The following is a 26,744-nucleotide window of genomic DNA, read 5'->3' on the forward strand; positions in this document are numbered from 1 at the left end:
CGGAGACGAAAATAATCCCGCTGAGCGGCGTCAGTAAGTCCGGGGCTGGTTGCATCATCCACGCTGGAGGTGCCGGAGGCTTCCGACACTGGCTGGCAGGTATTGTTGACGCGCAGCCGCTTAGTGCCAGCAACAACATCACGCTGCAGCTCATCAATAGTATGTCTGGCATCTGCCAACTCCTGGGTGTATTTAGCGTCCAGTGCAGCGACGTCGCGCTGCCTTGTCTGCATGTCGGTGAGCGTCGCACTGGCTTGAGTCAGCTTTGAATTAGCTGTATCACGCTGCTCTTTGTACGCAATAGCGTTTGAGCGGTAGTGATTGACGGCCCAACCGAGACTAAACAGGATTGCAACCACAGCCACGCAGGTGATTAGTATTGCTCGGCTCATATTCAACCTGCCAGGCCGAGAGCGCGAACGAACACATCAAAGCCGTAAGGCTGCTGGCCGTTCTCATGCTTAATGATGGCTTCCAGTAACGGGAGCATGATTCGGCTGTCGCCCACGTCAATCTTATGGTCAGGCGAAACACCCACCGCCTGAGCAACGCTGTTGATATAAGCCTGGGTATTGTTCTCGTTCGGCGGTGCCCAGCGGTTGATAATCCCGGAAACCGTGTTGAGGCCATGCTTACGCTGATAGTTACGCAGGATAATCACCATTGCGCGGATGCCATATTCCGGTGAAGTGAACTGGCAGAATGATTTATCTGTGCGCTGCGCCGTCGGCACCAGACCTTTCCATTCATCACCCCGGCCAATGTTACCCGGGTTATTGTTGCGGATCCCGCGAGGGCTACTTTGCTGCATTATCACCTCCGAAACGGGTGTTAATCACGTTCAGCACGAACTTTCTGAACTGCTCCACACCAATAAAACCAATGCCACCGCCGATAGCGACAGAAACAGATTTAGGCCATTTCATATATTCCAGACCCGAGGCCACCGTCAGAGTCAGTGCGCCGCAAAGTAACCCTTCAAGGAGCATTTTTTTCCAGCCACCGCCGGTATAAGCAATTCGAAGGACGGCCATAATGAACGCCATCAGCACGGCACCAAAAGGCGTTTCTCCGCGCCACCAGCTCTGGAGCAATTCCAGCCAGTCAGGCCAGTGAGTGGGATTGTTGGGCATTTTCATAATCTCTCACCTCGCTAAGCGGGTGCTGTGTGAAGGAAATAAAAAACCCCTGCGGTTAGCCAGGGCCAGAAAAGGTTGTTGTATCCATTAAAACCGTGGGTACTTCGTGATAAGAACGGAAGAGGTGGGATGCAGATGTCTGAGTACCCGCGCTGCTGACTCCCTGATGCACAAAAGGCCCACCGAAGTGGGCCTTTGAATTACGTTGCGCTGTATTGTCGCAGTGCCGGGTGCCTCCCGGTGAGTCCTGGGCTGGTCAGACCGGACTCGCACAAAACTTTCGAACACTCGAGGGTAACCATTTCGCCCCGCCGCTCAGGGGGATTCACTGCGACAAAACAACCATACACTTCATAGCGGAATAGCCACAATACCGGGAGGATAAATTTGTGTTCAACATCAAGAAAAAAAGCCCGCCAGAGTCCTGCGGGCGGGCATAAGTTGCTAAATTTCGACAGGAAAGTACAGCCCTGACGCGCAATCGTACAGGGCAATTTAGATTATGGATGCAGTTCCGGAATTTACCATACAGTACGTAAAATATTACTGGACCGAAAGCACATTCGGCTGAGCACTGGACAATGCGGTCGACAGGGCTGATAGTGCGATATCAGTTAACTATCCAGTGCTCATGCGAATGCGCCCTCCCGGTTACTAAAGATTTATCGTCCCCGGCAAAAAATGGAAGGTCTGCACGGAATTGCATCAATATACTATCGAACATCCTGACCCCGGTCAGGAATGAAAGAATAAGTATCAAAGCAATCATCCAGTTGCGCAAGTACTCACCTCAATCACCTGCTTCTTTCGTAGTAATCCATGCCACGAAAAGCCATCATCTCTGAATAAAGATAATAATATATTATGCAACCACCAATCAGACATCCACCAAGCACCACAGCCATCAACATTCTTTTCAGGTTCATTACTACGACTACGCTCACACTTTTTCTATAAAAATACAGCGTAGGCAGTTTTGTATAAACGATACATCAACCTTGTTGATGAATATTAAGTCGCCAGTGTAAACATTGAGTTGAGCACTGGATGGTTAGCTACGGGGTTGCTACAAAGATATCAATACCCCCCGGTGCTCATGTTAATAGCTTTCCGGTCACTCCGGGTCATCCCTTCTTCGCAGACCGGAAAGCTTTTACCGGGGCGAGATGTAAACTGAAATAAAAAAGGCCCCGGCATCTGATGAGGGGCCTTCCTTTGCCGCTGGTTACCCACAGCTGATACTTTCACTGACCACAGCAGACAAAGGAGCCTTTATATATCTCAGGCACAAGCATGCGTCAATAGATTATCAAATGGTTAAGCACATTTAATCAGCAAGCCAGTAAATCTGGTCCGCCACCGACGCCCTGAACTACAACATCCTGGTTGTCGCTCTTCCTGATGAACTAGTGGCGGATGGTACACCGTACTGGATTCGAACCAGTGGCCTATTGCTTAGAAGGCAATTGCTCTATCCAACTGAGCTAAGGGCCGAAACGGAATGATACACAAATGAAATTAACCATTCAATCTAAACGGTTTTTATGGTTGTCGGCATCCCCGCCTGATATTATTGATTACCAAAGGTAATTATCAATAAAGGGGATTATCTGGCATGGCAAGGCATAGTTTTTTCACAGTGGACAGGCATAGAGCATTCTTTGAGGGAATGAAAATTGAATTAACTTACCCTTATTACCCAATTGTTACGCTGCAATCACATGCTCGTTCCAGACTGTCTGGTGGAGTATCCCGGCATGCTAACAACTATTTCTTCAACTATAACATTAACCTGACAGGCTCTGAAGAACGATTCGATGCAATGATAGAAATGTTACTGGAAGAACGTAGAAAATCCAACTTTCGTGAAAAACCATCACGCTTTCAGGCTCTGTTCGCGTGTGAATCCATAAACGAGGCGGTCAGGTTCAGAGATTATTCCAGACTACCGCCTGGCACCCCTATTTTCGAGGTCAACTCAACGCCCCACTACCACAGGGGCGACATGAACTTGTTGAACATGAATTGCACGCCAGTTGAATTATCTCACAGACTGGATCTTTACTGGCAGGGTGAAACAAAACCGATTAGTAAAGGTTACCAGCCCTTGTGGGAGGTGCTCATTCCGCTCCCCGTCACAATTGGAGAAAAGGCTAATACTTAGAAAATAAAGCCTTCAACCCCACAATCATTTATGTAACCGAACCGACTCCTGGTCGGATACCACAGAAAAATACAAAACCCCACCATTACTGGCAGGGGTTCGATTGTTAAGCTGTGTGTCGAAGTGACCACTCTTACCAGAATAAGAGTGGTTTTGTTATAACACAACTGTTTTTTATCAACTTACCTGTCGGCGCTCCATCCTTTCTATCGCCAGTCGCTCAAACCGCGCCAGCGTCTGTATGCCAGGCTCCAGGTCAATACGGCCAGCCTCCTGCTGCAACTGAGCCAGTACGCACGCACAGTCTTCACCATTACGAACAATACGGCGCAGCGCTTCTTTTTCTATGCGCACAAGCATGTCATTGGTAGCACTGGTGACCTGAATCAGACGGCGGCATTCTTCGGCTACCGCAGGTAAATCGCTCACAGTAAACTGAGCCGGGGAAGCAACGCCAGTTGCCTTACGCAGGGCATACCATACGCCGCGGCTCCATGTTGTTTGTCGATGAAACTGCATGCTCAGGAGACTCACCAGGTGATTGAGGTTGTGCATGTCGTTCGGGGTCAGCGGTTCGGATATGGTACGAGCCGGTTCGCATACAGGATGTTCGTAGCGGCCAGTTTTGCGGAGGGTGGGCAGAACTTCATTGAATACCCAGTCCTGGAATTGTCGGGCTTCGGGTTTGTTGCTGCGGAAAATGACTCGGTAGAGATTGGGTTCGTTGATGAATGATAACTGTCTATTTTGACCTCCAGACCTGAGGTAGATCTTTTCTACCCCGGCCTTATCTAGCTGTTTAGACAGCAAATCACTAGAGTTTTTTATATCGAGAATTTCACAAACATCTTTAATGCAAAACCACGGCTCACCGCCGATTATATGGATACGTACGTCATGGGATTCTTGAAATGAAAAAACTGCAGGCTGAGTAGTCATATGACATCCTCCGGGTGGTATCGTTGAATAATCACCACCATCGAGGCTAATCGAGAGGTGGTGAACTGTGCAGGGTTAGCCTTACCGGGATACCACCGGCGCGGATTGCTCCGCCCCCGCACAGCCCACCATAATTTGGGTGTAGCTATGCGTGCGACAAAAAAACACGCTCGCGGCGTGTTGTGTCGCGGTATCTATCCAGGAGGCTAATCCCGACCACCAGCAATGTGGTAGTACGTCGACTATAGCCCCGGATATCCGTTGAGGTCAACCCTCAGTATTTGAACCTGTCCACCACCAGCCAGATAAGCCCTGCAAAAACGACGAGAGGCAGCAGACCCAAAATCAGTTCAATCCAGTACATTTTTCTCTCCATTGAATTTAATTACTGATGGCTCCAGTCCATTTCGAGGGTGACGCTCAGCGCTGCCAGACAACCCTCAATGAAACCCTCCGCTTTTTGCAACCGGATAACCACCTGATTGAGCGATATCCCCAGCTTGCTGCCTATACCACGCAACGTCATTCTGTTCACGTAGTACCACTCCAGCAGCATACATAGGTAAGCATCTTTCTTTTTCAGCACGCTCATCGCAGAGCTGATAACCAGACCATCATCGTCGCAGCAGGCAGCGCGGGATTTACGGGAGCCAGGAATCAGGCCGCTGAACCCTGCGGCAACCGGGGCATAATAGATATTCCCGCCCTCACTTGCCGCCCACGCTCCCCAGCGCTCCAGCACCAGTTGAATATCACGCATTGTCTCTATCCCCCGCTCCGATGGCAATTACCAGCCCCTGTGGGCTAAAGTGCTTCAGGGGTGCTTCGAGTTTCATATTTACCCCTTATGCTCTCGCATACCGGCGTGATTGTTCTTTTGGCTGCGGAGCGGATAGCATCCTGGCCTGATCCTGATCGACTGGCAAAAAATGCCCGTTATAAAATCGGCGGTAGATGGTTCCCGGCTCACCGTTACGCTGTTTCGTTACATTGATTTCAGCAATGCCACGCGCCGGTGACTCTGGGTTATACACCTCGTCCCGATACAGCATGAGAATGATGTCCGCATCAGCTTCGATTTCGCCAGAGTTTTTCATGTCTGAGTTCATGGGGCGTTTATTTGGTCTGGATTCCACACCACGCGATAGCTGGCTGAGCGCAATCACAGGGGTTTTGTTGGCCTTAGCCAGCCCTTTAAGCCCTTTAGATATTTCACCCACAGCAAGGTCATGGCGGTTAGCACTGTTGATTTTGATAAGCCCCAGATAATCGACCACCACCAGCGCTATCTCCGGGTGCGCCAGTTGATACCGGGTTGCCGTCTGGCAAATCTGCTCAATGGTGAGGTTCGTGGCATCCACAATCCAGATATCACGGTTAGCCAGCCGTTCCATACCGCCGAAGAGACGCCCCCATTCCTCATCGTTGAAGCGCTCAGGTGCTTTCAGTTTTGATACTGGCATTCCGCCCGCCGCGGATACCATGCGTTCGGCGATCTGGATGCTCGCCATCTCCATGCTGAAAAGCAGAACACCATGCCCCTGCCCTGTTACCTTTTCAACAATATCCAGCGCCAGCTCGGTTTTACCCATTGATGGCCGGGCAGCAATAAACACCAGGTCAGTGAGATCAATGCCGCCGGTCTTTTCGTCCAGCTCATCGATCCCCGTCAGCAGACTACGTCCGGTTTCTTTCCCCTGATTGCCCGCTTCGATTTTGTTGGTGATATCTTCCAGCAGATCGGACATGTGCACGGCCTGAACCGCCCGGCTTCCGGCGTCGATGTTCGCCATTGTCGCTTTAGCAGCGTCAAGAGCAGCCATTGCGGCCTCGCCATTGTTCGCATTACGAATCCCCTCCAGCGCGGCGCTGAGCGTTGCTTCTGCATCACGTACAGCGGCATTTCGCTCAAGGGCTGACACGTAGAAAACCAGCGCCGATTTAGCCCACGCAATCCGGCCAGCCCCCAGAATCGTCGGTTCATGCTCTGGCATCGCCTCGCACAAAATAACCGGGTCAATAACGCCACTGCTTCTGGCCTGTCGGCAGATGCCGGCGTAAATCTCCCTGTACTGCCGGACAGAAAATGCGCTATCCGGCAGGCGAGAAATAATTTCCAGCACCTCAGGATCGGCACCGCGCAAAAACATCGCGCCAATTACCGCCCCTTCGAGTTCTTCGTTGCGCCAGACATCACTCATTCGGCCTTACTCCCTGTCTTGCTGCGATAGCTCTCCCAGTTGAACGCCAGGCGGTTACGCCCACCATTGGTAATGCGATCCAACGCTCGTTCACCTATCGCGTCACTCAGCTGGGCGAATGTCAGGTTGCTGATGAGGATTGTCGGCAGCACGCTTTCGTATCGGGCGTTAATGATTTCCTGCAGGATCACCGCCTCTGACTGGCTACCAAACTGAACCCCAACCTCGTCGATAATCAGCAGGTCGAGCGAAGCGTAATGCCCTATCACCTCTTCCCCGGTATGGCTGGAGTCGCTGCGCCAGGTGCTTTTTACGGCGCGGGTAAGGCGCATAACATCAGTGATTTCGACCCGGGCCAGATGGTTACGGATAATCGTTTTTGCCATCGACACCGCAAGATGATTTTTCCCGGTGCCGCAGCTCCCTGTCATCACCAGACCTGTGCCGGCCGCGAAAACACTCGGCCAGTTTTCGGCGTAGCGCTGGCAGGCAGACAGGTTTTTAGCGGCATCCGGGTTTACTGGCTGGTAGTTTTCGAATTCGCTGCTGTCAAAGCGACGGGAGATACCTGCGTCGTTAAGCAGCCCCACCACCTGCAGACTACGCAAGCTGGATTCAGTTTCTGCCAGTTCTTGGCGGATACATTCCGGGCAGCCTGAGCGTTTAGCGCTCGGTATGCCGCGAAACTCAGGGCCGGTCAAAAGACGTCGCGAGTATTTGCCATGTGTATCGCAGCTGGCGGCCTCTCCGCTCTCCTGCCAGCGCACGTAATGGAATGGCTTCACGCCATCCGCAGCGAATGCCAGTTCCTCTGTGAGCTGCTCCTGACGGGATTTAAGCTCGTTTTTTTTAACCATCTGGTTCAAATTCAACATCGTCACTCTCCCGCTTACCAGTCGCAGCTCGACTGGCCATAGTCCTGATTACTGAAGCCTGCCAGCGGCAAACCACCTCGTCGGCCGCCCGGCTGGCTGGTGGGCACTTGCCAGGATTCCTCGAAATGGCGATCTGACCCGAAGAACGTGGCGGCCTGTTTGACGTATTGGGAACCAGCATTACCCGTAGCCTGTACGAATGCCGCATAGCGCTTAACGCCATCCAGCATGGCCTCAGGTTTAACCCCCTCTTTCAGCCGGGCCTTCCAGTGTTTCCAGGCTCCAGCTTTCGGGTTACCGCCTGCGCGTTTTGGGTATGCCAGCCAGGCTGCTTCGAATTCAGGTGAATATTCATCCCTGGAGGAGCGCTTTTGTGCAGGAGCGTCAGCGGATGCACAGAGTGTTTTATTCTCTGTAGTAATCTCTGTGTTAGTCTCTGTAGTAATCTCTGGTAATGGTTGGGTCATATTGACCTGTTGCATTGGGTCATCCTGACCTTGTGCATTGGAGCAAACTGCACCATTGCATTTGGTCATATTGCACTGTTCCATTTGGTCAAATTGACCAAATGCATCGTTCACTGGATTTGCTGTGCTTTCGATAGCTTCCAGTGCTGCATAATTGATGCTGTACCATTTGCTACGGTCGCGTGGATCACGGTTGTAATTTCCACTGACCACCATTCTCTGCTGTTCAAGGCTCACTAGCGCACGTTTGATAGTTGCTTCGCTCCAGAACGGGAACTGTTTCTGCCAGCTGGCAACGCTGTTATAGACCCACCTACGCCCCTCGTACTGATGTTGTGAGGAAGCCATCCAGTAATGGATTTGCTGGAGCACTACCGCCTCGTTAAGCCCTATAGCACAGGCAAGCGAAGGCAGCACCTGAAGAGGGTTTTCGTTAATGAGCAATCTGCTCATAGCAAGCTCCCCTTACGTTCCGTGAGATAGCCCGGCACTTTGGGATCTCGCCGCTGTTTCCAGTCCTGAATGGCCCGCTCTTTGACGTCAGGGAACTGGTTTGCATTACAGCCAGTGCAGGCAACGTAATACGATTCCTTTTCCCCGCCAAAATCAGTAACACGCACCAGCTGCACTGCCTGAGTGCCACAAGACGGGCACGGCTTGAGAGGGAATTCGCTATTAACGATCGAGACGTTTCCCATCATTTTTTCTCCTGCAGAAGATTCATCAGGTCGGTGTCGTGGGTAAATTGACCATCCCATGTTTTCTTCATCGGAAGCTCACCGTTCAGGTAATGGCGATATAGCCAGGCTGCACCCTTCTGTTTCAATATTGGCTTGAAGGTGTCACGCATCTCGCCATTCTCCTGCTCTACGCGGCCAGGGCGTTCGGTAATATATTGACCTCGGGCGTAATGCTTAACACGCCAGCGAGGGTGCTTAGCTTTTGGCTGGTCATCAAAAAGCCAGTTACGCTCTTCCAGGAATGCGTTAACCGAGCGTGTATTGACACCATTAAGCTGTTTGCAGAACTGAACTGGGGTAATGCCTTCGGCAAGATGATTTTCCAGTTTGTTGATGTAGCGGGCCTGACGATCGGCATAGCCGACAGCAAGACGCTCAGCCTTTTTGGCTTCAACCCATGCTTCAGCGGCGGCTATAGGATCTTCGAAATCGGGTAAGCCGCTGTTTGCAGGCGCCAGCTTACCTGTCCGGAAATCGATAAAAGCCTGGTTGACCTGCAGACGGAACGCCGGGGAAACCCAGCCCGCATATTCAACGGCCAGCAGTTCGTGAGCGAAAGTGCCACCGTTACGACCTTCAACTGTAACTACCGGGATCCCGGTAGTTTGCATTTCGAGCTCCGCAATCAGCCACTTAGTGCTATCGAGGGCCAGCCAGTAACTCGGGCCGTTCTTTTTCTCTGCCCCGCTGGCCCGATGAAGGCAGTTCAGGTTAAAGCGCCCTTCCGTGTCAGTGGTAATCGCTATACCCGCAATGACGGGCTGATTTTCCGCTTTGACGCTTGAAACGCTCTGGTGTTTATTGGTATTGTTTTCCATGAGTTCACTCCGTCGGGTGAATTTGAAATGATGTTACGTAACGAAGTCAGAACAGGCCCGGTTGAGCGTTCCCTCTTCCGGGCTTTTTCTTGCCTGACTTTCTCTCCGCAACTGTCACCTGCCCTTTAGCCCACTGACGGGCGTGGAACAAACAATCTTCATACGCTCTGCCTTTGCGGCTCGCCTGAGACATACGATGATAATGATCCAGTCCCACGCATGCCCCATCCTGAGCCACCTGTAATGGAAAACCTTCATCCACCAGCGCATGGGTAATGTGCTTTTTGATAAATTCTTCCGGTGGCATGGCACACCTCTGTGCAATTTTTTTGATTGCAGAGATTGGGGTGGGAATAGGGAATCTCCGCGTCTAAATGACACAAAATCGCCACTTCCTCGGGGACGCCGCGTTTTTCCCATTTTCCAACCGCTTGTCCGCTTCTTGGTTTACCCTTTCTAGGGAAGTTGCGACCAATAGCGGCATTCGAGCCATAGGTAGCCCTCAAGATTTTGTATAGTTCCATCAGATCCTCAATGAAAAGCTTAGTTTCGGAAAATAATAGTTCATCGAAACCTATGTTACAATGTTTTTTGATATATTCCTTTCGACACTTTTATATCAGAGAGAGCAAAAAAATGACGAGCAGCTTTGGCGAAAGACTGTTAGCACGTAGAACTGAATTGGGGTTATCTCAAGATGAATTAGCTAAGAAGACAGGGGTATCAAGGGTCACAATAAGCAAAATAGAACTTGGGGGCTCTCAGGATACAAGATCCTCCAACCTGTTTAAGATAGCTGAAGCTTTAAAGTGCTCGCCGCGCTGGCTACTTGACGGAACCAAAGACAAGGGATTTGAGGTCGATAAAAACGTCACCAACCCCAAAGCCAACCGCCCACCAAATTATCGTTACCCCAAGCTAACATGGGTTAGTGCGGGCCCCTGGAACTGCGAGGATTACCCAGCGTACCCAGAAGACTGGATTGGGAGTGATGTTTATGCGGGAGAACATGGTTTTTGGTTAGATGTCAGAGGGGACTCAATGACCTCCCCGGGAGATTTTTCCATCTTTGAAGGAATGGAGATCTTGGTAAGCCCCGATCAGGAGGTTTACCCTGGTAAATTTGTTGTCGCAAGATTGAAGGGGTCCGGAGAAGCAACCTTAAAACAGTATGTTGAAGATGCCGGTCAGAGATTTCTAAAACCATTAAATCCCCGCTACCCAATGATATCAATCAATGGAAACTGTGAGATAGTCGGTGTTGTAGTGGAAATGAGAATGAAAATTTAAACCGAAACTTTTATTACAAAAGGCATTGACTATCTATGAGTCTACTCGTAACCTTCATTGCGAAACGTAGGTTACGAGGAATCAACCATGCTTTTATCACTTCCAGTCATCCTAGATCAGATTGAAGCTCTTCAGCTTGAAGCTTTAGAGTCCTGCTCCCACGACACCAAAAAGCTTTTACTCGAAATATCTATTGAGAAAACTCAACTACTTAAAAACAGCCCGTTAGCATCAAGGTTTCGAGTTTCTCCGGCCTTGCAAGATACACACGCTGTAGGGTCCCGCATTCAAATCATTCGTGAAATCCTTGGACTTACCGAAGCAGAGCTGGCGCGTAAACTCAACACCTACAGCGATCATATTTCTGATTGGGAGTGCGGGATCTCGGAACCACCGGCAAGCATGGTTATTCCCCTGGCGAACTGCCTCAAATGCGATCTGATGTGGCTGTTAACAGGCGAACCAGTAGCCGTTGCCCGGGAGTCATAATTCATGAAAAATTTCGAAAGTCTGCCGTTAAATCCTGTAGAAGCATTTGCCAATATTGAAATCCTGCTAGCCGCAACTGAAATCATGTTCAGCGCAGATAATGCACCATTAAACCGAATCGGAACCATGATTCTAAATGCGGCCCGCGAATATTGTTCAGCATCAAAGGATTTCGAGCCGGAGAATGAAAATGAATAATCATGATGCAATGATATCCATTGAACGGGCACAAGCCGTTCTGGACGCACTAATCGAATCTGATGTGGATCCCAAAACAACCGAAAGCAACCTGTTTGTTATTCGCTCTCTTTTAGCTGATACGGAAAAGGCATTGTCAGCACCACAGGATGAAAGTAAAGATGATATGTCCAGCATTCTGTGTGCTGCCGCTGATATCAGTGGCCACCTAAAACAGGTTGCATTTTTATATCAGCAAAACTTCTCTCCGGACGAAGTGGAGTCGCAGCATTTTGTCATGGCAAGCCTTATAGCCAAATTCAGTCATCAGCTATGCAAAGAGATTAAAGCAGTAAAAAACCTTACTTAATATTTTATAACTGAAATTTAATTACGCCTTAACCGGTGGGGATATCCACAGACTGAATTCAGCGGAGATATAATTATGTCATTCGTGAAAGACAAAGCAGCATACAGAACAGCACTTATTATTTTTGTTACTTATGGCGAAGAGTATCGACATATTGCAGATCTCTTCATGCGTAAAGCCTACGGGAGATAATTATGCTCCCTCTCGAATCGGTCAAACTGAATGCCGAAAATCTTCTTCATTTGCTGGATTTGATGTCAATGAACTCTGCGAAATTGCAAGGCGAACAACTGGACCGATTACTGGGACTTGCGCTCAATTTATCTGGCGATATTCAACAATGGTTTGAACAGGAGAATAAACGCCGTGAACAGCTTAATTGAAACACGCCGCCGCTGGGTTGTTATTGCAAAACTTAATTCTGCCCTGCCAGAAACAGAGCAGAGTTACACTCATCACCAAATACCTTTTTCTTTTTCACTGATGAGTTGCGCCTTAAATTCCAGAAGTTCATCAATAGTGGCAGCAAACATTAAAGGAATAAAGTCAGCGCCAGAGCCACGGAGATAAATGCGGACATTCTTATCCAGCATGACACCTGCTTTCTCAATATGAAAGCATCCCTGTAACTGGCTATGCATTAAAACATAAAAATCACCCTGAATATCCATAGAGGCTCCAATGATTAAATTTGAAAAAGCAACCGTACTCATTCTCAACAACGATGACTTTCAGTCACCAGGCAAGCTAACTGAGTCTGCAGACCAGGAAACGATTACAGCCGACATAGTGATTTATGAAGGGCGTACCGTCAAGAACCGATTATTCAATATGGATGGCGAGCATAAAGGAGTAAACGATGGAAATTAACAAAACAAAATCCGGCATCGACGCAGCATTCAGCCGCCCGCTTCGCCCGGTTTATATCGTGACCCGTCACGGCTTCCGAAAGCGCTGTCTGAGCCGCAGTGCCGCACTGAACAACCTGGCGCACTACATGACCACTCACGCATTCCGCCTGGCTGGCGTTAAAACTCACCACCCTGATATGCCAGTGCAGCGTGACGGCGTGACGGTTTACCAGCCTGGACAGCCAACCGATAGCTACCTGTCGGCGCACTCACGCTGTATTCAACGACTACGCCGAATTCTGGCCCGCAAGCACGAGATCCTTCAGTGGAAGGAGAAACACGATGCGCTAACCAAACAATACCGTGAATTCATGAAAACAAAGCCGTTCTGAGGGGGCTTTATGGGAAAGAAACGCAACAGCAAAACCCGGCAGGGATTATGCGGAGTTACCCTGGCGCAGGGTCTCAGGCTGACTCGGGACGCTGAGTACGAACGCGCCAATGTCCATCAGGTTGTTAGCCAGTTCGCTACTGGTGACGGCAACGTGAAAATGCCACTCAACCGCAGCATGCGCCGCTACGCAAAACACATCGGGATCGAGCTTAAAAAAGGGGAATGACATGTCGATGAAAAACGAACTTATCAACGTCTGGTACCGCGTCACCTTTATGGTGACCGAGAGCGGCGACCGCCGCGAATACTCAACCTTTATTCAGAGTAGCAGCGAGACGGGTGCAGCGGTATCTGCCGCTGTCAGCATCTGCGAAAGCAGCGATGAATTGAGTAACCCTTCCTTCAAATCTATCCGTATCGCGACCTACGGTGAGGCCGATTCACTCGATACGGAGCTTGATGCGATTGCTGAGCGTGAAGCGAAGGTACTGGAGGAAGAAGGCGATGAATAACAAATTGATGACATTTAACTCTGTGGACCTCGGTATTTCTCTGAGCGGGATGCTTTATCGGGAGAAACCTGTCTTTGTTGCAGTGGAGGTAGCCGTCGCATTGGGTTATGAGCGACCTTTTGATGCTATCTCAACCCACTGCAAATCATTGATTAAATTGAAACACGGTGAAATGGCGAGTTTAGGTCTGGAACCAAAGCCAAATGGTATCAGCTTGATTGGTGAGCCAGACGTGTACCGCCTCATACTGAAAAGTCAGCTTCCATTAGCTGAGCGCGTTCAGGATTGGGTGTGTGAGGACGTTCTGCCGTCTATCCGTGAAACTGGCAGCTATTGCCACCAGCGCCCGAAATCTCAGGCGGAAATCATTGCCGAAATGGCCCTTTTGAACGTTGAACAGGAGCGCCGACTGAACCATGTTGAGGATAAAGTCGTCGAGGTTGCGCAGACCGTAGAAAACATCAAGCGCGGCTCGCTTCCTGCTGGATGGATTGGGTACTCAAATCTGAAAGCAAAGTTGGGCATGTCTCCCCTTAAATGCAAAACACTGATCGGCGCATACAGAGTTCCAACTGACACTCAGGATTATCTGACCCCCGACGGGCTACTTGCCAAAAGGGAAATCGTTCATTACGAACCATTTATGAAAGCCCTGCATCAAATGATGGCAGAGGCAGAACGCCGCGGCACCCGCTGGTGGCATCCAAAAATGGGGCTCTTCCAAATCCTGAAATGGGAGGCCAAATAATGCACAGCATTTACACCGAACCCGGCAAAACTCTGTTCGAGCGCCACCAGCAGGCGCTTACGTGGGTATGCGATGCGTACCTGTTCTATCTGGTAAGCCTGCACCGCCGCCCTGTTTATCGTCATGCTAACGGTGATATTTCGCTTAATCAGCCAGCGCTGCAAGGTTTTATTGACTCCTATCTCATGGATAAGGGATGGAGCATAGGACGGCGGCATGCGCATTACATCGATATCCTGGACCTCATCACGTACATGGGCCGCAAAAACTCTGATTTTATCGACTGGGGTACTGTTCCGGCGCTTACCCCTCGCGGGATCCGGTGGCTCAATGCCTGCTTCTCCAGGCTCGGAGAAATGGTTAGCAGTTACGGTGGGTGGGATGAATACGTCAGAAAGGTCGAGGGGAAGGAAACGCCATGAAAATCGTTTATCAGGACTTCGGCGCCGCGGCGAACGTCGTTATCACCAACACCGTATTCGAGTTTCGGAAGCATAATCGGGTGGTTGATACCACCCTCTTCCTGGTGCCGGAAGTCGCCAGCAAACATCTCGGGTTCTTCATCATGAAAACCGTTATTTCCGGTAAAACAAAGCATGTTCTGCGGGCCTACAAAATCGCGCTCAGGGAGACAGGACGATGCCAACGATGAAAAGGGTATCGAAGGACCGCCTGGTCGACATCAACGACGAGCTGGTCAAGTCCAGCGTCCATATTGATGACGGATGCGACTGGACCGCTTACCTCAACTGGCAAGCTAAAGCCAACTACCGACTCAGCAAGGGAATTTATGAGCCGCCACCAGCCAGGCCGAAAGTGGCAGCAGTGAAGATCGAACCGAAAAAGAAGGCCCGGAAACGGGGTTATCAGGTGGTGCAGAAAGCGATTAGTGCGGTGTGAGGTGGGTATGCAAACAATTATCCAAATGGAACCTAACGAGTGGGTTACCGAAGATCTGTTAATCGCAGTGACCGGGATGAAGCGAGGCACGATTTCTCGGGCGCGCAAAAAATCATGGCTGCTTGGCCGCGAGTACAAGCATGTTTCGCCAGAGGGTGAGCCAAAACCCACCAGCGAATGCATGTACAACCGCAAAGCCGTGGATGCCTGGATTGCGGCACAAAATCAACCAATTTGGTGATCGAAAACAATGAAACAGGTAAGCTTACGGCGCTCCTGGACGTCGGGAGGGAATTATGAGTAAAGCATCATACCCAACGGGCGTTGAAAACCATGGCAGCTCACTCCGCATATGGTTTTTGTATAAAGGTAAGCGTGTCAGGGAAAATCTCGGTGTCCCTGACATCGCTAAAAACCGCAAGGTTGCCGGAGAGCTGCGTACCTCAGTCTGCTTTGCTATCCGCATGGGTAGCTTCGACTACGCTTCGCAGTTCCCGGACTCATCCAACCTTAAACTTTTTGGGCTGGGTAAAAAAGATATCACCGTGCAAGAACTCGCTGACAGGTGGCTGGAGCTAAAGAAAATGGAGATCAGCGCTAACACTATGGAGCGTTATCAGTCCATGATGAAAACCTGCCTTCGGGTGTTGGATGGCAGCAGACTTGCATCTATGATAACCCAGGAAGACGTGCTAATTTTTCGGAGAGAGCTTCTGACCGGCTATCATTTTCTTACACAAAATCAGAAGAAGCCGATTAAAGGACGCAGTGTTCCTACGGTAAATACTTACATTGCGGTAATTGGTGGAATGTTCCAGTTTGCCGTAATCAATGGGTACATAGAGAAAAACCCCTTTACAGGAATGCCAGCCTTAAAAAAAGCGAGACCTGAACCGGATCCACTATCGCGAGATGAGTTTATCAGACTGATAGATGCATGCTCCCATCAGCAAACCAAGAACTTCTGGTCACTGGCAGTCTACACGGGAATGCGACATGGCGAGTTATGTGGGCTGGCATGGGAGGATATTGATCTCAAGGCCGGGACGTTGATCGTCAGAAGGAACTACACACAAACAAAGGAGTTTACCCTGCCCAAAACAGATGCAGGAACAGACAGGGTGATACACCTTATTCAGCCCGCCATCGATGTGCTACGACATCAGGCTGAAATGACGCGTCTCGGCCAGCAGTATCAGATTGAAGTAAAGCTGCGTGAATATGGCCGGACAACCTCTCACTCATGCAGCTTTGTTTTCAACCCACGAATTACAGATCGCGGAGGACAATCCGGTCCCCATTATGCCGTAAGTTCGATTAACAAAACATGGGAGTCTGCAATAAGGCGCTCAGGAATAAAACATCGCAAAGCTTACCAGTCCAGGCACACTTACGCTTGCTGGTCTCTGGCTGCAGGAGCAAATCCTAACTTCATTGCAAATCAGATGGGTCACGCTAACGCTCAGATGGTTTACAATGTTTACGGTGCATGGATGAGCGACAATAGCCAGTCTCAGGTGGCGATGCTAAACCAGAAGTTATGCGATTATGTCCCACAGGTGCCCCATAGACTGTATACAGCATAGCAAAATTAACTAAAATCAAAAAGTTAGCATACAGGTACAAATACATGAACAATATGAACGTAATTATTGCTGACGACCACCCGATTGTTCTGTTCGGCATTCGTAAGTCTCTTGAGCAGATCGAATGGGTGAATGTTGTCGGTGAATTTGAAGATTCCACAGCGCTTATCAATAACTTGCCTAAGCTTGAAGCCAATGTTCTGATTACAGATCTTTCTATGCCGGGCGACAAATACGGCGACGGTATCACGCTGATTAAATACATCAAGCGCCACTTCCCTAATCTGTCGATCATCGTCCTGACCATGAATAACAATCCGGCTATTCTTAGCGCGGTGCTGGATCTGGATATCGAAGGGATCGTCTTAAAACAGGGCGCACCAACCGACCTGCCAAAGGCACTTGCCGCCCTGCAGAAAGGTAAAAAATTCACGCCGGAGAGCGTCTCCCGCCTGCTGGAAAAAATCAGCGCAGGTGGCTATGGTGACAAACGCCTGTCACCAAAAGAGAGCGAAGTGCTTCGCCTGTTCGCGGAAGGTTTCCTGGTCACCGAGATTGCCCGCAAGCTAAACCGCAGTATCAAAACCATCAGCAGCCAGAAGAAATCCGCGATGATGAAATTGGGCGTGGAAAACGATATCGCCCTGCTGAACTACCTCTCCTCTGTGAGCCTGACACCGGCGGACAAAGAGTAATTCACACAAAGCCCTATGAAAGAAAAAGCCCCGCATTTGAGTGCGGGGCTTTTTTTATTGTCCTGCGTTATCAGGCATCACGGGTACTGCGCACCCGGGCAGCATACACCGCCAGCGTCTGTTTAATGACGTCCAGCGTCACCGGTTTAGACAGGCAGCTGTCCATTCCGGACTCAAGGCACCGCTGCTTCTCTTCAGCAAGGGCATTGGCCGTCACGCCAATCACCGGCAGCGTCAGCCCCAACTGACGAATACGCTGGGTCAGGCGATAACCGTCCATATTCGGCATGTTGACGTCGCTAAGCACAATATCAATATGGTTTTTACTGAGCACGTTCAGCGCATCCACGCCGTCGTTCGCCGTTTTGCACTGGTAGCCAAGCGAACCCAGCTGGTCTGCCAACAGACGACGGTTAATCGGATGGTCATCGACCACCAGAATCATCATGTCGTCGTTCTGCTCGCTTATCTCGTTCACCGCGACCAGTGCCGGTGAGCTGCCCGGTACGTCTACGGTAATGCTGTAGATCCGCCCCAAAAGCGGCAACAATTCGTGCGGCGCAGCCACGCTGTGTACCCAGCAGGCAGGTTCAAATTCAACGGGGATCCCAATATGGCGGCGGCAGAAGACAATTGCCGCCCGTCCGCCCCACGGAGCAGCAAGATTATCATCGGTGATCAAAATATCGTCACTGCCCGGTGTCTCACCCGACCAGGTGTGGGCATGTAGCCCATTCTTAACCAGCAATGATTCCAGATAGCTGCTGAGATAATCATTACGAACCGCCAACCAACAGCGCTTGCCGGCCAGCCCTTCGACGTTATTCTTCGGTGCGAACTGCGCCTTATACAGCGGTATACGCACCGTAAACTGGCTCCCCATACCGGATTCAGTATCCACCGAAATATCGCCGTCCATCATGCTGATGAGCTTTTCGCAAATCGCCAGGCCCAGTCCAGTCCCCTGGAAGTTACGCTGCACGCCGGTCCCCACCTGGAAGAAAGGATCGAAGAGTCTCGTGACCTCTTTAGTCGGGATCCCAACGCCGGTATCGCGTACGCGGAAGCTGAGATAGTCACCATTAATGGAGACATGCAGGATGATGCAGCCAATATCGGTAAACTTAATCGCATTGCTCAACAGGTTCGAAATAACCTGCTGAAGCCGCATAGGATCGCCCTGCAGCGTCAGCGGCACGTCAGCGTCGATAAAGCAGTAAAGGCCGAGCTGCTTACGTACCACGAGCGGTAAATAGTTGGCCGTAATATGGCTCATCACTTCGCGCGGTGAGAACTCACGCGGCTCGATTTTCAGCTGCTCGGACTCAATTTTAGAGAAGTCGAGAATGTCGCTGATGATTTTCAACAGCAGGCTGGAGGAGTTATTCATCGCCGTGACCAGCCTGTCGACGCCTTTCGGCAGCTCTTTCGTTTGCAGGAGGTCGAGGTTACCGATAATACCGTAGAGCGGCGTACGCAGTTCGTGACTGACGGTGGCAAGGAACATCGATTTCGACTGGCTCGCCTGCTCGGACGCCTGCGCCATCTCTTGCAGCGACTCTTCCATCTTCACACGGGCGCTAACGTCAACCAGCACGCAAATCGCCACGTTCTCATTGCGATAGCGTGAATGCACAAAACTGATTTGCAGATTGGTGTGGTTGCTGGTTAGCACATCTACAAAGTTCACCTGCTGGCCACAGATAATCTGCGTCAGCCTTTGCCTGTCCTCATGGGTCAACATGTTCAGGTAGTTGTGCGCCAGCTCGTTACTCAGAATATTGGTGCCGTCCTGAGTTCGCAGAATACAAATACCCACGGGCGCGGAGGCGACAATTTTCCGGTTGAACTGCTCGTGTTCTTCCAGGCGCTGGGCGTCACTCTCGGCAGGAATAAATATTCGCCGCTCGTACATTCTTGCCAGGGTAAACAGCACGATCCCCACCAGCACGTTGAGTAAAACCGCATTGAGGATAAGCATCCTGATGCTTTCCAGCACCAGGTCAACAGGCACGGAGTAGATAACGCTCAGCGATGAAGGCGGCAGATTCTTTTTCAATACCAGCGCCTTAAAGCCTGCCGTGTAGCCAAACCAGGAGCGATCCTGGATCCAGCGGCTTTCAGGTTCGATACGTGATTCCGGGCCGGTCAGCGAAATCAATGGGTGACCGTTTTCATCCAGAATGGTGACGCCGATGGGCAACGTTCCGGGCGTGAGGAAGTTCTCCATGCGAACCGTTTGTTCAATGCCCAATAGCGCCTGCAGGCGCGTCGCCAGATAGACCGGCGTTAAAGTATAAAAGTAGCCAATTCCGGCACGAGGTCCCTGGCCAATCCAGTAGATGCTATTGGCACGTTCATCCTGAGGTGCAGTGCGGTACTTCATGATGCGTTCATGCAGCGTTTTAAGGGCGTTTTCCCGCTCCAGTGGCATATCGCGCAGGCCAAAGTCCGCCATACATAAATTATCGCCACCAATCAGAAAAACGCGATTCAGGTCGTAAGCGGCTGAGAAATTATCGCGCCAGTAGCGCAGGAACCACGAGAGGGATTGCAGCGAGCTTCGCCACGTTGTGCTCACCGCCGAGCAGTCCGAGTCCGGGAACAGCGGCATAAACGTCGGCGCTTCGGTTTTATCTTCGTTTTGTTCAAGCGGAGGCAGCACGCCATTTGGGGCGGTAAGGCGGTTTTCAGCAATGTATTTAAGCTCTTTCACCACGTCAGAAGTACGCTGAATATAGCGCTGAGCCTGGTCAAAGCTGATATTGAATTCCTGACGGATTTCCGACTCTTTATCGTGCAACGCGTTAACGATATAAAACACGGAAAACAGCGCGATAAGCAACCATAGTAAAAGCGCTAACGCCCTGAACAGGTAGCGCGAAATTTTAAGCGTGCTGCGGAAAGAGACGAGATATTTCAAATTGAACCTGGAGGTACGCGACGAGTAAATAGAGATGCGCTTAAGGTAGCCGCAAAACCCTTGTCCCGCAACGGCAAACAAAAAAGGCCGCAAAAGCGGCCTTCCAGATACAGAACTGTGCTTAGATAAGCATCGTTCTTCCAGAGAGCACTTGCAAATAAACCAGGGAAATCAATTCATTGATTTTCTTCAGATAACCACAGTAAAGGAATAACCACGCTTATTCCTTTACTGTCAGAACGTTAAAGGGCCGCAAAAGCGGCCCTTTATTTACAGACAATTCCGGATTATTCGTCCGCGTCGTCCGCTACATCATCATCGGTGTCGGCTTCCGGCGCGATATCATCGTCGCCTTCCGCTACGCTACCGTCGATGCTGTCCAGTTCTTCGTCATCCACCGGCTCGGCCACGCGCTGCAGACCCACTACGTTTTCATCTTCCGCCGTGCGGATGAGGATTACGCCCTGAGTGTTACGCCCGACTACGCTGACCTCAGACACGCGTGTACGCACCAGCGTACCGGCATCCGTTATCATCATGATCTGGTCGGTATCTTCCACCTGAACCGCGCCAACGACGCTGCCGTTGCGCTCGGTGACTTTGATAGAGATAACGCCCTGCGTTGCACGAGACTTGGTTGGGTATTCTGCCGCTGCGGTACGTTTACCGTAGCCATTCTGCGTGACGGTCAGAATTGAACCTTCACCGCGAGGAATGATCAGAGACACCACTTTATCTTCACCGGCCAGTTTAATACCGCGAACGCCTGTTGCGGTTCGGCCCATGGTACGAACGGCGTCTTCTTTGAAGCGCACCACTTTACCCGCAGCCGAGAACAGCATGGCTTCATCGCTACCGTTGGTCAAATCAACGCCAATCAGCTCGTCACCCTCGTTGAGGTTAACGGCGATAATGCCCGCAGAACGTGGGCGGCTGAAGTCGGTCAGCGCGGTTTTCTTCACGGTACCGCTTGCGGTTGCCATGAAGACGTTGATGCCTTCTGCGTACTCGCGCACCGGCAGAATCGCGGTGATGCGCTCATCCTGCTCAAGCGGCAGCAGGTTCACAATTGGGCGGCCACGTGCGCCACGGCTCGCTTCTGGCAGCTGATAAACCTTCATCCAGTACAGGCGACCACGGCTGGAGAACAGCAGGATCGTGTCATGGGTGTTAGCCACCAGCAGGCGATCGATAAAGTCTTCTTCTTTTATACGTGCGGCTGACTTGCCTTTGCCGCCACGGCGCTGCGCTTCATAGTCGGTCAGCGGCTGATACTTCACATAGCCCTGGTGAGACAGGGTGACCACCACATCTTCCTGGTTGATCAGATCTTCAATGTTGATATCCGCGGTGTTGGCCGTGATCTCCGTGCGGCGATTGTCGCCGAACTGATCGCGCATCGCTACCAGCTCTTCACGAATCACTTCCATCAGACGCTCGGCGCTGCCCAGAATATGCAGGAGCTCGGCAATCTGCTGCAGCAGCTCTTTATACTCGTCGAGCAGTTTTTCGTGCTCAAGGCCGGTCAGTTTCTGCAGACGTAAATCCAGAATCGCCTGAGCCTGCTGCTCGGTGAGGAAGTATTTGCCGTCACGGATACCAAACTCGGGCTCCAACCACTCAGGACGCGCGGCGTCGTCACCGGCACGTTCCAGCATCGCGGCAACGTTACCCAGATCCCACGAACGGGCAATCAGGCCAGCTTTTGCCTCTGCGGCATTCGGCGAGTGACGAATCAACTCAATGATCGGGTCGATGTTCGCCAGCGCGATCGCCAAACCTTCAAGGATATGGGCGCGATCGCGAGCTTTGCGCAGCTCAAAGATAGTACGGCGGGTCACCACTTCGCGGCGGTGGCGCACGAACGCAGACAGGATATCTTTCAGGTTCATGATCTTCGGCTGACCATGGTGCAGTGCCACCATGTTGATACCGAAGGAAACCTGAAGCTGGGTCTGTGAATAAAGGTTATTGAGCACCACTTCGCCGACGGCGTCGCGCTTGATCTCAATAACAATACGCATACCGTCTTTGTCAGATTCATCGCGCAGGGCGCTGATGCCTTCCACGCGTTTGTCTTTCACCAGCTCGGCGATTTTCTCGATCAGGCGAGCTTTGTTTACCTGATACGGGATCTCGTGAACGATGATGGTTTCGCGACCGGTTTTGGCGTCCGCTTCCACTTCGGCACGCGCACGAATATAAATTTTACCACGACCGGTACGGTAGGCTTCTTCAATACCGCGGCGGCCGTTAATGATAGCGGCAGTCGGGAAATCAGGGCCTGGGATATGCTCCATCAGCCCTTCAACGCTGATGTTCTCGTCTTCGATATAGGCGAGGCAGCCGTTGATGACTTCGGTAATGTTGTGTGGCGGAATATTCGTCGCCATCCCTACCGCGATACCGGATGAACCGTTTACCAGCAGGTTAGGAATTTTAGTCGGCATGACGTCTGGAATTTTTTCGGTGCCGTCGTAGTTATCGACGAAATCAACCGTCTCTTTTTCCAGGTCGGCCATCAGCTCGTGGGCGATCTTCGACATACGGATTTCCGTATAACGCATCGCTGCGGCAGAGTCGCCGTCTACGGAGCCGAAGTTACCCTGGCCGTCAACCAGCATGTAACGCAGGGAAAATGGCTGTGCCATACGGACGATGGTGTCATAAACCGCGGTATCACCATGAGGGTGATATTTACCGATTACGTCACCAACAACACGGGCGGATTTTTTATATGCTTTGCTCCAGTCATTGCCCAATACGTTCATCGCGTAAAGTACGCGACGGTGTACCGGCTTAAGTCCATCTCGGACATCTGGCAGTGCGCGGCCAACAATAACCGACATCGCATAATCCAGATACGAGCTCTTTAGCTCTTCCTCAATGTTGACCGGCGTAATTTCTCTGGCAAGGTCGCTCATGTAACCGCTATCCCTCTACTGTTTTCCCGGATTCAAAGGTCGCAAATTATAACACATCCGGCCCTGTGTGGGGAAACCTGAACGCAATTGTCGGCGCTTTATTCACGCCGCCAGCCTGATATACTGCCAGCCTCAACATCTGCAAGGAGTCACCGCTGTAATGAATGCTGAAAACCAACCGGTTATGCAGAACGTCGACCACGATGAAATCGCCAAATTTGAAGCTGTCGCTTCCCGCTGGTGGGATCTGGAAGGTGAATTTAAGCCGCTGCATCGCATCAACCCGCTGCGTTTGGGCTACATCAATCAGCGTGCTGGCGGGCTGTTCGGCAAAACGGTTCTGGATGTTGGCTGCGGCGGCGGCATTTTGGCGGAAAGCATGGCGCGCGAAGGCGCGAGTGTTACCGGCCTGGATATGGGGTTCGAACCGCTGCAGGTGGCGCGCCTTCATGCGCTGGAAAGCGGTATCAAGGTGAATTATGTTCAGGAAACCGTAGAGCAGCACGCGGACAAACACACCGGGCAGTATGACGTGGTGACCTGTATGGAAATGCTGGAGCACGTCCCTGACCCACAATCGGTAGTGCACGCCTGCGCTCGCCTGGTGAAGCCCGGCGGCCACGTTTTCTTCTCTACCATCAACCGCAACGGTAAAGCCTGGCTGATGGCCGTCGTCGGTGCAGAATATGTCATGCGCATGGTGCCTAAAGGCACGCACGATGTTAAAAAGTTTATCAAGCCTGCCGAGCTCTTAAGCTGGGTGGACGAAACCCCGCTTCGCGAACGCCACATGACCGGGCTGCATTTCAACCCGGTGACCAACACGTTCAAGCTTGGCCCGGGAGTAGATGTTAATTATATGCTGCATACTGAAGCATAAAACGGCATATCGTATAAGGATTGATTATCGATAATTGCGCCAGAATCGTTGCGCAATTATCGATGAAGTTTAAGAAATCAGCACCCGATCAAAATTTTCATTTTTTTTGCATCCCATTGACAATTCCCTCAAGCCTTACGTGACGTGGACTTACGAAAAAAGCGCCCCGCTGAACCTCATTTTATTGCTGAAATCAATACTTGTACTGAACGGATTCCTTACTAGAATACTCACCATCTAGTGACCATTTTGTCACCCACCCCCTATATATAGTATTTATCCACAGAGTTAGTCACAGGCTAGCGGATGTGCATAAATCAGGGGAAAACTCATCTCACGGACAGGTAAAACTCACATGAATCAGAGTCTGCTGGTTACAAAACGCGATGGCAGCAAAGAGCGCATCAATCTGGATAAAATTCATCGAGTGCTCGACTGGGCCGCTGAGGGACTTAACAATGTCTCCGTTTCACAGGTAGAGCTGCGTTCCCATATCCAGTTTTATGACGGCATCAAAACCTCTGACATTCATGAAACCATCATTAAGGCCGCAGCCGATCTGATCTCCCGTGACGCGCCCGATTATCAATATCTTGCCGCACGCCTGGCGATTTTCCACCTGCGTAAAAAAGCCTACGGCCAGTTTGAACCGCCGAAGCTGTACGATCAGGTGGTTAAAATGGTTGAGTTGGGCAAATACGATCAACATCTGCTGGAAGACTACACGGAAGAAGAGTTCGAGCAGATGGACGATTTCATCGATCACTGGCGTGACATGAACTTCTCCTACGCGGCCGTTAAGCAGCTGGAAGGTAAATACCTGGTGCAGAACCGCGTCTCTGGCGAAATCTACGAGAGCGCGCAGTTCCTTTACATCCTGGTGGCTGCCTGCCTGTTCTCCGGCTACCCGCGTGAAACCCGACTCAGCTACGTCAAGCGTTTCTATGATGCGGTTTCCACCTTCAAAATTTCCCTGCCTACGCCAATTATGTCCGGCGTGCGCACCCCGACTCGCCAGTTCAGCTCCTGCGTACTGATCGAGTGCGGCGACAGCCTGGATTCTATCAACGCCACCTCCAGCGCTATTGTGAAATACGTTTCCCAGCGTGCTGGCATCGGCATCAATGCCGGTCGCATTCGTGCCCTGGGCAGCCCGATTCGCGGCGGTGAAGCGTTCCACACCGGCTGTATCCCGTTCTACAAGCACTTCCAGACCGCGGTGAAGTCCTGCTCTCAGGGCGGCGTGCGTGGCGGGGCTGCCACCCTGTTCTACCCGATGTGGCACCTGGAAGTTGAAAGTCTGCTGGTGCTGAAAAACAACCGTGGCGTAGAAGGCAACCGCGTGCGCCACATGGACTACGGCGTCCAGATCAACAAGCTGATGTATACCCGCCTGCTGAAAGGCGAAGAGATCACGCTGTTCAGCCCGTCCGACGTACCGGGCCTGTACGATGCGTTCTTCGCCGACCAGGAGAAGTTCGAGAGCCTGTACACCAAATATGAGAAAGACGACAGCATCCGCAAACAGCGCGTGAAGGCGGTCGAGCTGTTCTCCCTGATGATGCAAGAACGCGCCTCTACCGGCCGTATCTACATCCAGAACGTTGACCACTGCAACACCCACAGCCCGTTTGATCCGGCCATTGCGCCAGTGCGCCAGTCCAACCTGTGCCTGGAGATCGCGCTGCCGACCAAACCGCTGGACGATGTTAACGACGAAAACGGCGAGATTGCCCTGTGTACCCTGTCCGCGTTCAACCTTGGCGTTATCGAAAGCCTGGACGATCTTGAAGAGATGGCCGTGCTGGCGGTACGCGCGCTTGACGCTCTGCTCGACTACCAGGATTACCCAATTCTGGCGGCAAAACGCGGCGCAATGGGCCGCCGCACTCTGGGTATCGGCGTGATTAACTTTGCCTACTATCTGGCGAAGCACGGCGTGCGTTACTCCGACGGCAGCGCAAACAACCTGACGCACAAGACCTTCGAAGCGATTCAGTACTACCTGCTGAAAGCGTCAAACGAGCTGGCAAAAGAGCAAGGCGCCTGCCCGTGGTTCAACGAAACCACCTATTCGAAAGGTATTCTGCCGATCGATACCTATAAGAAAGACCTGGATGCCATCAGCAACGAGCCGCTGCACCTGGACTGGGAAGGCCTGCGTGAGTCCATCAAAACGCACGGCCTGCGCAACTCCACGCTTTCCGCCCTGATGCCGTCCGAGACCTCTTCGCAGATCTCCAACGCCACTAACGGTATTGAACCACCGCGCGGCCACATCAGCATTAAAGCGTCGAAGGACGGTATCCTGCGCCAGGTTGTGCCGGATTATGAACTGCTGAAAAACAATTATGAGCTGCTGTGGGAAATGCCGAATAACGACGGCTATCTGCAGCTGGTTGGCCTGATGCAGAAGTTTATCGACCAGTCGATTTCTGCCAACACCAACTACGATCCGACGCGCTTCCCGTCTGGCAAAGTGCCGATGCAGCAGCTGCTGAAAGATCTGCTGACCGCCTATAAATTCGGTGTGAAGACCCTGTACTATCAAAACACCCGTGACGGCGCGGAAGATACTCAGGATGACCTGGCACCTTCCATCCAGGACGATGGCTGCGAAAGCGGCGCATGTAAAATCTGATTTTCGTTTTTCCCTCACCTC

General features: G+C 51.3%; 33 protein-coding genes, 1 tRNA gene and 1 pseudogene. 19 read left to right on the forward strand and 16 right to left on the reverse strand.

Features of this window, described 5'->3' with window-relative positions; all coding sequences use genetic code 11:
• The 5 genes and pseudogenes from rz1 to VGM55_RS13535 all read right to left on the reverse strand — a co-directional run.
• The coding region (rz1, locus tag VGM55_RS13515; RefSeq protein ID WP_331635786.1) for a lysis system o-spanin lipoprotein Rz1 at positions 1-103 on the reverse strand (103 nt) is incomplete at its 3' end.
• A pseudogene (locus VGM55_RS13520) lies at positions 63-392 on the reverse strand (lysis protein); the annotation flags it as partial. The gene rz1 and the pseudogene VGM55_RS13520, both read right to left, overlap by 41 nt.
• Positions 393-394: 2 nt before the next feature.
• Entirely contained in the window at positions 395-811 is a 417-nt protein-coding gene (locus VGM55_RS13525) for a structural protein (RefSeq protein ID WP_331635741.1), read from the reverse strand.
• Entirely contained in the window at positions 798-1,139 is a 342-nt protein-coding gene (locus VGM55_RS13530; RefSeq protein ID WP_331635742.1) for a phage holin, lambda family, read from the reverse strand. Before VGM55_RS13530 ends, VGM55_RS13525 begins: the two co-directional genes overlap by 14 nt.
• Before the next feature lie 1,417 nt (positions 1,140-2,556).
• A tRNA-Arg gene (locus tag VGM55_RS13535) sits at positions 2,557-2,627 on the reverse strand.
• A gap of 127 nt (positions 2,628-2,754) precedes the next feature.
• Between VGM55_RS13535 and VGM55_RS13540 the strand changes: the two genes are divergently transcribed.
• A complete protein-coding gene (locus VGM55_RS13540) occupies positions 2,755-3,303 on the forward strand; it encodes a DUF2441 domain-containing protein (RefSeq protein WP_331635743.1) in 549 nt (182 codons plus the stop codon).
• A gap of 177 nt (positions 3,304-3,480) precedes the next feature.
• Here VGM55_RS13540 and VGM55_RS13545 read toward each other — a convergent pair whose 3' ends face one another.
• From VGM55_RS13545 to VGM55_RS13580, 8 genes are all read right to left on the reverse strand, one after another.
• Complete coding sequence (locus VGM55_RS13545) at positions 3,481-4,242, reverse strand: BRO-N domain-containing protein (protein ID WP_331635744.1); 762 nt, start codon at positions 4,240-4,242, stop codon at positions 3,481-3,483.
• A gap of 385 nt (positions 4,243-4,627) precedes the next feature.
• The gene (locus VGM55_RS13550) at positions 4,628-5,002 is read right to left on the reverse strand and encodes an antiterminator Q family protein (RefSeq protein ID WP_331635745.1); all 375 of its coding nucleotides are present in this window, start codon (positions 5,000-5,002) and stop codon (positions 4,628-4,630) included.
• A gap of 85 nt (positions 5,003-5,087) precedes the next feature.
• Positions 5,088-6,443 (reverse strand): replicative DNA helicase, encoded by a 1,356-nt coding sequence (locus VGM55_RS13555; RefSeq protein WP_331635746.1) that lies wholly within the window; start codon positions 6,441-6,443, stop codon positions 5,088-5,090.
• A complete protein-coding gene (locus VGM55_RS13560) occupies positions 6,440-7,318 on the reverse strand; it encodes an ATP-binding protein (RefSeq protein ID WP_331635747.1) in 879 nt (292 codons plus the stop codon). The genes VGM55_RS13555 and VGM55_RS13560 overlap by 4 nt, the downstream gene beginning before the upstream one ends.
• 14 nt (positions 7,319-7,332) lie before the next feature.
• Positions 7,333-8,238 carry a hypothetical protein gene (locus tag VGM55_RS13565; RefSeq protein ID WP_331635748.1) on the reverse strand — a complete coding sequence of 302 codons (906 nt, stop codon included), beginning with the start codon at positions 8,236-8,238 and terminating at the stop codon, positions 7,333-7,335.
• Entirely contained in the window at positions 8,235-8,486 is a 252-nt protein-coding gene (locus tag VGM55_RS13570; protein WP_331635749.1) for a Lar family restriction alleviation protein, read from the reverse strand. Before VGM55_RS13570 ends, VGM55_RS13565 begins: the two co-directional genes overlap by 4 nt.
• Complete coding sequence (locus VGM55_RS13575; protein WP_331635750.1) at positions 8,483-9,343, reverse strand: KilA-N domain-containing protein; 861 nt, start codon at positions 9,341-9,343, stop codon at positions 8,483-8,485. Before VGM55_RS13575 ends, VGM55_RS13570 begins: the two co-directional genes overlap by 4 nt.
• A 46-nt stretch (positions 9,344-9,389) precedes the next feature.
• Entirely contained in the window at positions 9,390-9,650 is a 261-nt protein-coding gene (locus VGM55_RS13580; RefSeq protein ID WP_331635752.1) for a hypothetical protein, read from the reverse strand.
• Between the two features lie 329 nt (positions 9,651-9,979).
• On the opposite strand from VGM55_RS13580, the gene VGM55_RS13585 reads away from it, so the two are divergent.
• The 5 genes from VGM55_RS13585 (at position 9,980) to VGM55_RS13605 (ending at position 12,052) form a co-directional block, all read left to right on the forward strand.
• Positions 9,980-10,633 carry a LexA family transcriptional regulator gene (locus tag VGM55_RS13585; RefSeq protein WP_331635753.1) on the forward strand — a complete coding sequence of 218 codons (654 nt, stop codon included), beginning with the start codon at positions 9,980-9,982 and terminating at the stop codon, positions 10,631-10,633.
• Positions 10,634-10,720: 87 nt separating this feature from the next.
• The gene (locus VGM55_RS13590) at positions 10,721-11,122 is read left to right on the forward strand and encodes a helix-turn-helix domain-containing protein (RefSeq protein WP_331635754.1); all 402 of its coding nucleotides are present in this window, start codon (positions 10,721-10,723) and stop codon (positions 11,120-11,122) included.
• Between the two features lie 3 nt (positions 11,123-11,125).
• The gene (locus tag VGM55_RS13595) at positions 11,126-11,320 is read left to right on the forward strand and encodes a hypothetical protein (RefSeq protein ID WP_331635755.1); all 195 of its coding nucleotides are present in this window, start codon (positions 11,126-11,128) and stop codon (positions 11,318-11,320) included.
• Positions 11,313-11,669: a hypothetical protein gene (locus VGM55_RS13600; RefSeq protein ID WP_331635757.1), complete on the forward strand. Its 357-nt coding sequence runs from the start codon at positions 11,313-11,315 to the stop codon at positions 11,667-11,669. Before VGM55_RS13595 ends, VGM55_RS13600 begins: the two co-directional genes overlap by 8 nt.
• A gap of 194 nt (positions 11,670-11,863) precedes the next feature.
• Complete coding sequence (locus VGM55_RS13605; protein ID WP_331635759.1) at positions 11,864-12,052, forward strand: hypothetical protein; 189 nt, start codon at positions 11,864-11,866, stop codon at positions 12,050-12,052.
• A gap of 72 nt (positions 12,053-12,124) precedes the next feature.
• Here the strand turns inward: VGM55_RS13605 and VGM55_RS13610 are convergent, their stop codons facing one another.
• Positions 12,125-12,340, reverse strand: a complete 216-nt coding sequence (locus VGM55_RS13610; RefSeq protein WP_331635760.1) for a hypothetical protein — start codon at positions 12,338-12,340, stop codon at positions 12,125-12,127.
• 10 nt (positions 12,341-12,350) lie between these two features.
• Here VGM55_RS13610 and VGM55_RS13615 point away from each other — a divergent pair, with 10 nt between their 5' ends.
• The 11 genes from VGM55_RS13615 to rcsB are packed head-to-tail and all read left to right on the forward strand — an operon-like array spanning position 12,351 to position 17,355.
• Entirely contained in the window at positions 12,351-12,539 is a 189-nt protein-coding gene (locus VGM55_RS13615; RefSeq protein WP_331635761.1) for a hypothetical protein, read from the forward strand.
• Positions 12,529-12,912, forward strand: coding sequence for a hypothetical protein (locus VGM55_RS13620; RefSeq protein WP_331635762.1), 384 nt, complete (start codon positions 12,529-12,531; stop codon positions 12,910-12,912). The genes VGM55_RS13615 and VGM55_RS13620 overlap by 11 nt, the downstream gene beginning before the upstream one ends.
• A 9-nt stretch (positions 12,913-12,921) precedes the next feature.
• Positions 12,922-13,140 carry a hypothetical protein gene (locus tag VGM55_RS13625; protein WP_331635763.1) on the forward strand — a complete coding sequence of 73 codons (219 nt, stop codon included), beginning with the start codon at positions 12,922-12,924 and terminating at the stop codon, positions 13,138-13,140.
• Between the two features lies 1 nt (position 13,141).
• Positions 13,142-13,426 carry a hypothetical protein gene (locus tag VGM55_RS13630; protein ID WP_331635765.1) on the forward strand — a complete coding sequence of 95 codons (285 nt, stop codon included), beginning with the start codon at positions 13,142-13,144 and terminating at the stop codon, positions 13,424-13,426.
• Positions 13,419-14,174, forward strand: coding sequence for a BRO-N domain-containing protein (locus tag VGM55_RS13635; RefSeq protein ID WP_331635766.1), 756 nt, complete (start codon positions 13,419-13,421; stop codon positions 14,172-14,174). Before VGM55_RS13630 ends, VGM55_RS13635 begins: the two co-directional genes overlap by 8 nt.
• Entirely contained in the window at positions 14,174-14,596 is a 423-nt protein-coding gene (locus VGM55_RS13640; RefSeq protein WP_331635767.1) for a hypothetical protein, read from the forward strand. Before VGM55_RS13635 ends, VGM55_RS13640 begins: the two co-directional genes overlap by 1 nt.
• Positions 14,593-14,826 (forward strand): hypothetical protein, encoded by a 234-nt coding sequence (locus tag VGM55_RS13645; protein ID WP_331635768.1) that lies wholly within the window; start codon positions 14,593-14,595, stop codon positions 14,824-14,826. Before VGM55_RS13640 ends, VGM55_RS13645 begins: the two co-directional genes overlap by 4 nt.
• Positions 14,814-15,074, forward strand: a complete 261-nt coding sequence (locus VGM55_RS13650) for a hypothetical protein (RefSeq protein WP_331635769.1) — start codon at positions 14,814-14,816, stop codon at positions 15,072-15,074. The genes VGM55_RS13645 and VGM55_RS13650 overlap by 13 nt, the downstream gene beginning before the upstream one ends.
• Before the next feature lie 7 nt (positions 15,075-15,081).
• The gene (locus VGM55_RS13655) at positions 15,082-15,315 is read left to right on the forward strand and encodes an excisionase family protein (RefSeq protein ID WP_331635770.1); all 234 of its coding nucleotides are present in this window, start codon (positions 15,082-15,084) and stop codon (positions 15,313-15,315) included.
• A gap of 55 nt (positions 15,316-15,370) precedes the next feature.
• Positions 15,371-16,660: a site-specific integrase gene (locus tag VGM55_RS13660; RefSeq protein WP_331635771.1), complete on the forward strand. Its 1,290-nt coding sequence runs from the start codon at positions 15,371-15,373 to the stop codon at positions 16,658-16,660.
• A 44-nt stretch (positions 16,661-16,704) separates the two neighbouring features.
• On the forward strand, positions 16,705-17,355 hold the full coding sequence (gene rcsB, locus VGM55_RS13665) for a response regulator transcription factor RcsB (RefSeq protein ID WP_008459849.1): 651 nt from the start codon (positions 16,705-16,707) through the stop codon (positions 17,353-17,355).
• A 70-nt stretch (positions 17,356-17,425) separates the two neighbouring features.
• On the opposite strand, the gene rcsC is transcribed toward rcsB, so the two are convergent.
• The gene (gene rcsC, locus VGM55_RS13670) at positions 17,426-20,278 is read right to left on the reverse strand and encodes a two-component system sensor histidine kinase RcsC (RefSeq protein WP_154188095.1); all 2,853 of its coding nucleotides are present in this window, start codon (positions 20,276-20,278) and stop codon (positions 17,426-17,428) included.
• A 287-nt stretch (positions 20,279-20,565) separates the two neighbouring features.
• Positions 20,566-23,202: a DNA topoisomerase (ATP-hydrolyzing) subunit A gene (gyrA, locus tag VGM55_RS13675; RefSeq protein ID WP_331635772.1), complete on the reverse strand. Its 2,637-nt coding sequence runs from the start codon at positions 23,200-23,202 to the stop codon at positions 20,566-20,568.
• 160 nt (positions 23,203-23,362) lie between these two features.
• Here gyrA and ubiG point away from each other — a divergent pair, with 160 nt between their 5' ends.
• Together ubiG and nrdA are read left to right on the forward strand one after the other, a co-directional pair.
• Entirely contained in the window at positions 23,363-24,082 is a 720-nt protein-coding gene (gene ubiG / locus VGM55_RS13680) for a bifunctional 2-polyprenyl-6-hydroxyphenol methylase/3-demethylubiquinol 3-O-methyltransferase UbiG (RefSeq protein WP_154188097.1), read from the forward strand.
• A 355-nt stretch (positions 24,083-24,437) separates the two neighbouring features.
• Entirely contained in the window at positions 24,438-26,723 is a 2,286-nt protein-coding gene (gene nrdA, locus VGM55_RS13685) for a class 1a ribonucleoside-diphosphate reductase subunit alpha (protein WP_154188098.1), read from the forward strand.
• Positions 26,724-26,744 lie beyond the last annotated feature (21 nt).

This window comes from Cedecea sp., from assembly GCF_036500665.1.
Classification (GTDB): Bacteria; Pseudomonadota; Gammaproteobacteria; order Enterobacterales; family Enterobacteriaceae; genus Cedecea.

Bases quoted from the DNA above. Each gene is read 5' to 3' on its own strand.
- VGM55_RS13640 (WP_331635767.1), top strand. From the start codon at position 14,174: ATGCACAGCATTTACACCGAACCCGGCAAAACTCTGTTCGAGCGCCAC.
- VGM55_RS13545 (WP_331635744.1), bottom strand. From the start codon at position 4,242: ATGACTACTCAGCCTGCAGTTTTTTCATTTCAAGAATCCCATGACGTA.
- VGM55_RS13635 (WP_331635766.1), top strand. From the start codon at position 13,419: ATGAATAACAAATTGATGACATTTAACTCTGTGGACCTCGGTATTTCT.
- VGM55_RS13645 (WP_331635768.1), top strand. From the start codon at position 14,593: ATGAAAATCGTTTATCAGGACTTCGGCGCCGCGGCGAACGTCGTTATC.
- VGM55_RS13555 (WP_331635746.1), bottom strand. From the start codon at position 6,443: ATGAGTGATGTCTGGCGCAACGAAGAACTCGAAGGGGCGGTAATTGGC.
- VGM55_RS13625 (WP_331635763.1), top strand. From the start codon at position 12,922: ATGGGAAAGAAACGCAACAGCAAAACCCGGCAGGGATTATGCGGAGTT.
- VGM55_RS13655 (WP_331635770.1), top strand. From the start codon at position 15,082: ATGCAAACAATTATCCAAATGGAACCTAACGAGTGGGTTACCGAAGAT.
- VGM55_RS13565 (WP_331635748.1), bottom strand. From the start codon at position 8,238: ATGAGCAGATTGCTCATTAACGAAAACCCTCTTCAGGTGCTGCCTTCG.
- VGM55_RS13605 (WP_331635759.1), top strand. From the start codon at position 11,864: ATGCTCCCTCTCGAATCGGTCAAACTGAATGCCGAAAATCTTCTTCAT.
- VGM55_RS13570 (WP_331635749.1), bottom strand. From the start codon at position 8,486: ATGATGGGAAACGTCTCGATCGTTAATAGCGAATTCCCTCTCAAGCCG.
- nrdA (WP_154188098.1), top strand. From the start codon at position 24,438: ATGAATCAGAGTCTGCTGGTTACAAAACGCGATGGCAGCAAAGAGCGC.
- ubiG (WP_154188097.1), top strand. From the start codon at position 23,363: ATGAATGCTGAAAACCAACCGGTTATGCAGAACGTCGACCACGATGAA.
- VGM55_RS13590 (WP_331635754.1), top strand. From the start codon at position 10,721: ATGCTTTTATCACTTCCAGTCATCCTAGATCAGATTGAAGCTCTTCAG.
- VGM55_RS13615 (WP_331635761.1), top strand. From the start codon at position 12,351: ATGATTAAATTTGAAAAAGCAACCGTACTCATTCTCAACAACGATGAC.
- VGM55_RS13540 (WP_331635743.1), top strand. From the start codon at position 2,755: ATGGCAAGGCATAGTTTTTTCACAGTGGACAGGCATAGAGCATTCTTT.
- VGM55_RS13600 (WP_331635757.1), top strand. From the start codon at position 11,313: ATGAATAATCATGATGCAATGATATCCATTGAACGGGCACAAGCCGTT.
- gyrA (WP_331635772.1), bottom strand. From the start codon at position 23,202: ATGAGCGACCTTGCCAGAGAAATTACGCCGGTCAACATTGAGGAAGAG.
- VGM55_RS13585 (WP_331635753.1), top strand. From the start codon at position 9,980: ATGACGAGCAGCTTTGGCGAAAGACTGTTAGCACGTAGAACTGAATTG.
- VGM55_RS13620 (WP_331635762.1), top strand. From the start codon at position 12,529: ATGGAAATTAACAAAACAAAATCCGGCATCGACGCAGCATTCAGCCGC.
- VGM55_RS13650 (WP_331635769.1), top strand. From the start codon at position 14,814: ATGCCAACGATGAAAAGGGTATCGAAGGACCGCCTGGTCGACATCAAC.
- VGM55_RS13530 (WP_331635742.1), bottom strand. From the start codon at position 1,139: ATGAAAATGCCCAACAATCCCACTCACTGGCCTGACTGGCTGGAATTG.
- VGM55_RS13610 (WP_331635760.1), bottom strand. From the start codon at position 12,340: ATGGATATTCAGGGTGATTTTTATGTTTTAATGCATAGCCAGTTACAG.
- VGM55_RS13580 (WP_331635752.1), bottom strand. From the start codon at position 9,650: ATGCCACCGGAAGAATTTATCAAAAAGCACATTACCCATGCGCTGGTG.
- VGM55_RS13550 (WP_331635745.1), bottom strand. From the start codon at position 5,002: ATGCGTGATATTCAACTGGTGCTGGAGCGCTGGGGAGCGTGGGCGGCA.
- VGM55_RS13595 (WP_331635755.1), top strand. From the start codon at position 11,126: ATGAAAAATTTCGAAAGTCTGCCGTTAAATCCTGTAGAAGCATTTGCC.
- VGM55_RS13660 (WP_331635771.1), top strand. From the start codon at position 15,371: ATGAGTAAAGCATCATACCCAACGGGCGTTGAAAACCATGGCAGCTCA.
- VGM55_RS13560 (WP_331635747.1), bottom strand. From the start codon at position 7,318: ATGTTGAATTTGAACCAGATGGTTAAAAAAAACGAGCTTAAATCCCGT.
- VGM55_RS13575 (WP_331635750.1), bottom strand. From the start codon at position 9,343: ATGGAAAACAATACCAATAAACACCAGAGCGTTTCAAGCGTCAAAGCG.
- VGM55_RS13525 (WP_331635741.1), bottom strand. From the start codon at position 811: ATGCAGCAAAGTAGCCCTCGCGGGATCCGCAACAATAACCCGGGTAAC.
- VGM55_RS13630 (WP_331635765.1), top strand. From the start codon at position 13,142: ATGTCGATGAAAAACGAACTTATCAACGTCTGGTACCGCGTCACCTTT.
- rcsB (WP_008459849.1), top strand. From the start codon at position 16,705: ATGAACAATATGAACGTAATTATTGCTGACGACCACCCGATTGTTCTG.